Source organism: Streptomyces sp. NPDC054863 (genome assembly GCF_053610825.1).
Genome location: NZ_JBSGZD010000441.1, coordinates 1 through 4,523, shown reverse-complemented (window position 1 = coordinate 4,523; position 4,523 = coordinate 1). Strand labels below are relative to the sequence as shown.

Annotated in this window: 3 protein-coding genes; all 3 read left to right on the top strand. The window is 70.0% G+C overall.

Annotated elements, in window-relative coordinates; genetic code table 11:
- Nucleotides 1-399: 399 nt before the first annotated feature.
- The 3 genes from ACWGIG_RS37190 to ACWGIG_RS37180 all read left to right on the top strand — a co-directional run bounded on the left by ACWGIG_RS37190 (nucleotide 400) and on the right by ACWGIG_RS37180 (nucleotide 4,416).
- Entirely contained in the window at nucleotides 400-1,584 is a 1,185-nt protein-coding gene (locus tag ACWGIG_RS37190) for a serine hydrolase domain-containing protein (protein WP_453326142.1), read from the top strand.
- A 170-nt stretch (nucleotides 1,585-1,754) separates the two neighbouring features.
- A complete protein-coding gene (locus ACWGIG_RS37185) occupies nucleotides 1,755-3,794 on the top strand; it encodes an oxidoreductase (protein ID WP_453326141.1) in 2,040 nt (679 codons plus the stop codon).
- A gap of 55 nt (nucleotides 3,795-3,849) precedes the next feature.
- Complete coding sequence (locus ACWGIG_RS37180; protein WP_453326140.1) at nucleotides 3,850-4,416, top strand: PadR family transcriptional regulator; 567 nt, start codon at nucleotides 3,850-3,852, stop codon at nucleotides 4,414-4,416.
- Nucleotides 4,417-4,523 lie beyond the last annotated feature (107 nt).

Genomic DNA, 4,523 nt, shown 5'->3' with positions numbered 1-4,523 from the left:
TTCCGGCGGTTCCGACTCTATCAGATCCTTTCGGGCCTGATTCCCAGTCAGCGGGGTTTGTCTTTGCGGCCGTTGGGCCGTTCCGACGAGTGAGACATTAGCGGATTCCTGGGCCCCGATGCCAATCGGGGTGCGTCCTCTCGAACGCGGATTCCTCATTTCGCAAATGCGCATGACTAATGGGCACGACGGACGTCGATTTCATTGATCTTGGTTTCTGCGGAATGGCCGCCCCGGGCCGGTCGGAACCGGTACTCACATAGGACAACCCGCAGAACCTTACGGAGGCGGCAGCTCCGCGTCAAACCGGGGGGGCGCGGGACCTCTTCCTGCCGGATCGGCCAGTCAGTACGTTCGTCGAGTCGTGTGTCGGCACCTTGCGAGGAGGGATCCATGTCCATGTCCCAGTCCGAGCCTGCTGAGCAGCCGCGGGTCGACGGCCGGTGCGAGGAACGGTTCGCGGCCGTGCGGGCGGCCTTCGAGGAGAACTTCCGGGAGCGCGACGAGCTGGGCGCCGCCGTGGCCGTACGGGTGGCTGGAGAGGTGGTGGTCGATCTGTGGGGAGGCTGGGCCGACGAGGGTGCGACCCGTCTCTGGGAGCGGGACACCGTCGTCAACGTGTGGTCCGCGACCAAAGCGGCGACCGGGCTCTGTGCACACCTCCTGGCCGACCGGGGCGAGCTGGACCTCGATGCGCCGGTGGCTTCGTACTGGCCGGAGTTCGCCGCGGCCGGCAAGGAAGGGGTGCTCGTACGGCATCTGCTGTCGCACCGGTCCGGGGTCGCCGCGTTCCGGGCGCCGGTCACCCTTGAGGAGCTGTACGACTGGGAGCTGACCTGTGAACGGCTTGCGGCGACCGAGCCGTGGTGGGAGCCAGGGACGCGCTCCGGGTACCACATCTACACCTACGGGTTCCTGGTCGGAGAAGTGGTGCGGCGGGTGAGCGGGGTGCTGCCCGGGGAGTTCCTTCGGAGTCAGGTGACCGGCCCGCTGGGGATCGACTTCACGATCGGACTGCCGGAGAAGGAAGCACGGCGGGCCGCCGAGCTCGTACAGGAGGACTTCTCGGCGTCGGGCGAGCTGGACGCTCTCTTCGCGCGGATGGAGCCGGTGGCGAGGGCGGCGCTGCAATACCCGTTCACCGGAGCGCGGGACGCCAATACGGCGGCGTGGCGGGCGGCGGAGATTCCGTCGGCGAACGGGCACGGGTCGGCTCGCGGGATGGCCGAGTTGTTCGAGGTGTTCGCCCGGCAGGGGCGTATCGGGGAGAGCCGGGTGCTGTCGGCGGAGGCGGCCGAGCGGGCGCGGGAGGGGCAGGGGGCCTGTCTGGATCTGGTGATGGGGGCGGGGCTCGGGCGGGAGACGGAGAGCGGGCTCGGGTTGTGGCTGAGCGGGGAGCACGGCTCGTACGGGCCGAATCCGCGGGCGGCGGGGCACGACGGGGCCGGTGGTTCCTGTGGGCTGGCGGATCCCGAGGCGGGGGTGAGCATCGGGTACGTGATGAACCGGATGGGCCCGCACATCGTGGACGATCCCCGGAAGATGGCGCTGGTGGGAGCCGTGTACGACTCCTTGGCACAGTGAGCGACGCAGGCGGTGGGGGTGGGGTGGTCCGGGGGGGGGGAGGCGGTCCTCGCGCCGCTCCCCCGGCCCGGTGTGACCGACCGCTCACCTCGGATGCGTACCCCCGGCCTCTATTATGCAACTAGTTGCATAAGTGTTGTCGCGTGAGCGCATGGACATGGAGGCGTCGGATGAGTGAGTCGAGCCCGTCGAGTCAGTACCCCCACCTGTTGGCCCCGCTGGACCTGGGCTTCGTCACTCTGCCCAACCGTGTGGTCATGGGCTCCATGCACGTCGGTCTGGAGGAGGCGGAGCGCGGGTTCGAGCGGATGGCCGCCTTCTATGCGGAGCGGGCGCGCGGTGGGGTCGGCCTCATGGTCACCGGCGGCATCGCGCCGAACGACCGCGGGCGTCCCTATCCCGGCGGGGCCAAGCTGACGACTCCCGAGGAGGCCGCGCAGCACCGCGTCATCACGGACGCCGTGCACGGGGCCGGCGGGCGGATCGCGATGCAGATCCTGCACTTCGGGCGGTACGCCTACCACCCCGAGCTCGTCGCACCGAGCGCTCTCCAGGCGCCGATCAGCCCATACGTACCGCAGGCGCTGACGGACGCGGAGGTCGAGGAGACCGTCGAGGACTTCGTACGGGCCGCGGGGCTGGCCAAGGAAGCCGGGTACGACGGTGTCGAGATCATGGGGTCGGAGGGGTATCTGATCAATGAGTTCATTGCCGCTCACACCAACAAGAGGGACGACCGGTGGGGCGGGTCGTACGAGAACCGGGTGCGGTTCCCCCTGGAGATCGTGCGGCGGGTGCGGGAGCGGGTCGGGCCCGACTTCATCCTGATCTACCGGCTGTCGATGCTGGACCTGGTGCCCGGCGGGTCGACGTTCGACGAGGTCGTGGAGCTGGCGCAGGCCGTGGAGGCGGCCGGGGCGACCCTCATCAACACGGGTGTCGGGTGGCACGAAGCGCGGATTCCGACCATTGCGACCTCGGTGCCGCGCGGTGCGTACGCCTGGGTGACCAAGCGGGTCATGGGGTCGGTGGGGATTCCGCTCGTGACCACGAATCGCATCAACACTCCGGAGCTGGCGGAGGAGCTGCTGGCGGGCGGGTTCGCGGATCTGGTGTCGCTGGCGCGGCCGTTCCTGGCGGACCCGGAGTTCGTGGCCAAGGCGCGGGACGGCAGGGCCGCCTCCATCAATACGTGCATCGGGTGCAATCAGGCCTGCCTGGACCACACCTTCAGCGGAAAGATCACGTCCTGTCTGGTGAACCCGCGGGCCTGTCACGAGACCGAGCTGGTGCTGTCGCCGACGCGGCTGCGCAAGCGCGTCGCCGTCGTCGGGGCCGGTCCGGCCGGGCTGGCGTGTGCGGTGACGGCGGCCGAGCGGGGGCACGCGGTGACGCTGTTCGACGGAGCCGACGTGGTGGGCGGGCAGCTGAACGTCGCGCGGCAGGTGCCCGGCAAGGAGGAGTTCAACGAGACGCTGCGGTACTTCCGCAACCGGCTGGAGGAGTACGGGGTCGAGGTCAGGCTGTCGACCACGGTGACGCGCGAGGTGCTGGAGGCGGGTTCGTACGACGAGGTGGTGCTGGCGACAGGTGTCACGCCGCGCATCCCCGAGATCGACGGCATCGGCCACCGGAGCGTCGTCCGCTACCTGGAGGTGCTGCGCGGCGAGGTCGAGGCCGGTGAGCGGGTGGCGGTCCTCGGGGCCGGCGGGATCGGGTTCGACGTCGCGGAGTTCCTGACCGACGAGGGCGAGGAGGCGTCGCTCTCCCCCGAGGTGTTCTTCCGGCAGTGGGGTGTGGACATGGAGTACGAGGGCCGGGGCGGGCTGCGGGCCCCTGAGCGGCCGAAGTCGACGCGCACCGTGCACCTGCTCCAGCGCAAGGAGACCAAGGTGGGCGCCGGGCTCGGGAAGACGACGGGGTGGATCCACCGCACCGAGCTGGCGCAGCGCGGCGTGACGATGGTCGCCGGTGCGACGTACGAGCGCATCGACGACGAGGGGCTGCACATCGTGGTGGGCGGCGAGCGGAGGGTGCTGGAGGTGGACACCGTCGTGCTGTGCACGGGACAGGAGCCGCGCCGGGATCTGTACGAGGAGCTGGTGGCCGCCGGACTGCCGGTGCATCTGATCGGTGGTGCGGACGTGGCCGCCGAGCTGGATGCGAAGCGGGCGATTCTGCAGGGGACGGAGGTGGCGGCCGCACTGTAGCCGGGCCGCTGCTCGTTGGTCCGTCCCTGCTCGTACCGCTGCCTAGGATGCGCTCATGTCACTCCCCCACGCGATCCTCACCGCCCTGCTGGAGAAGCCGTCCTCCGGGCTGGAGCTGACTCGGCGGTTCGACGTTTCCATCGGGTACTTCTGGTCGGCGACGCATCAGCAGATATACCGCGAGCTGGGAAAGCTGGAGCAGGCCGGGCTCATCCGGGCGCTGCCGCAGGACGTGCCGACGCGTGGTCAGAAGCGGGAGTACGAGGTCCTGGCCGCCGGGCGCGAGGAGCTGGTCGCGTGGGTGGCCAGGGCGGAGGATCCCAAGCCGTTGCGGGACGCGTTCGCGCTGCGGCTGCGGGCCGCGGCGATGGTGGGGACCGGGGAGCTGCTGGCGGAGGTGGAGCGCCATCTGGGGCTGCACCGCGTGCAGTTGGCGACGTACCAGGAATTCGAGAAGCGGGACTTCCCGGCGCCGGCGAGCGGCCGTGAGGAGCGGTTGCAGCATCTGGTGCTGCGGGCCGGGATCGAGATGGAGCGGTTCTGGGTGGGGTGGCTGGAGGAGGCCATGGTGGAGCTGCGGGAGCTGCGGGAGCTGCGGGAGCTGCGGGAGCTGGACGGCTGAGGCAGGCAAGCAGGCCGACCGGCTGACTGCCCCGCTGGCTGCTGGCTGGCACGCAGGCGAAGTCGCCGGGGAAGTGGGCAGGGGAAAGGGCCGGAACCCTGTGGGGG

Bases quoted from the DNA above. Each gene is read 5' to 3' on its own strand.
- ACWGIG_RS37180 (WP_453326140.1), top strand. From the start codon at position 3,850: ATGTCACTCCCCCACGCGATCCTCACCGCCCTGCTGGAGAAGCCGTCC.
- ACWGIG_RS37185 (WP_453326141.1), top strand. From the start codon at position 1,755: ATGAGTGAGTCGAGCCCGTCGAGTCAGTACCCCCACCTGTTGGCCCCG.
- ACWGIG_RS37190 (WP_453326142.1), top strand. From the start codon at position 400: ATGTCCCAGTCCGAGCCTGCTGAGCAGCCGCGGGTCGACGGCCGGTGC.